Below are 934 nucleotides of genomic sequence, written 5' to 3'. Positions count from 1 at the left end.
AGCACATCACAATCATTGAGGAAGCTGGGCCAGCGGAACACCCGTGCGGTGAGAAGAACCAGCAGGGTAAAGGTGGTGAAACCGCCAAGTAGATGCAGCATCACGATGGTGGGCTGCAGCCCCATTGTCACCGTCCACATGCCGAGAATGCCCTGGAAGATAACCAGTGCCACCAGGAATAAAGGCAGCTTCAGTGGCTGCTTTTCCCGCTTGCGGTTAACAAAGGACAGGGCCGCGATGATGATGATCACCAGGCCCAGGGTGGAGGCGAAATAGCGGTGCACCATTTCCGGCACGGTTTTGTGCGCTTCGCGCAATGCGCCGGGGGTGGTTTCGTTGGTGGTGGCCACGTGCGCGATGGCTTTGCGTACGTCCAGATGGCCGTAGCAACCGGGCCAGTCCGGGCAGCCAAGGCCGGCATCGGACAGTCGGGTCCAGGCGCCCAAAATGATTACGCCGGCGGCCATCAGCACAGCCAGAATACAGAAACGGCGCAGCCAGCGCTGCGATGCGGTGGGGGTTTGCATAATCAAGAGCCTGCCTTAACCGATCAGTGACCCTTTCAGGGTCCGTTTGAGATCGACGCGGATGTTCTCCGCCTCTTCGAGGGTGGCATCCATGTTTTCGTGCGTGGGGTAACGCATGAATATCTGGCCGTCCGGGCTGACCAGAAAAATATCGCCAATGGGCTGACTGGCATCGGGGGCATACACCGGGGCCAGGGCCTGGGTGACATCGGCGGGAGCCGCATGGATAGAAATCATGCCATCCACCTTGTCGGTGAGGAACGTCTGCAACTCGGCGCCGGCCGGGGCGGTATGCAAAATGACCCGGCGCACTCGTTGAATGTCTTCGCCCAGGGTCAGGCGCACTTGTTGTACTTGATAATAGAGGCCGTTCTTGCAGCGGGTGTCGCAGTCTTCCCCGGCCACAT

At 59.6% G+C, this 934-nt stretch carries 1 protein-coding gene and 1 pseudogene; both read right to left on the bottom strand.

Going from position 1 to position 934, the window contains the following annotated elements:
* Nucleotides 1-527: heme A synthase (locus A3730_RS07320; RefSeq protein WP_197477350.1), on the bottom strand; the 527-nt coding region annotated here is incomplete at its 3' end.
* Between the two features lie 15 nt (nucleotides 528-542).
* Nucleotides 543-934: pseudogene (locus A3730_RS07315) on the bottom strand (hypothetical protein); the annotation flags it as partial.

It is taken from the genome of Alcanivorax sp. HI0044 (genome assembly GCF_001634945.1).
This window is presented reverse-complemented; position numbering and strand designations above follow the sequence as displayed.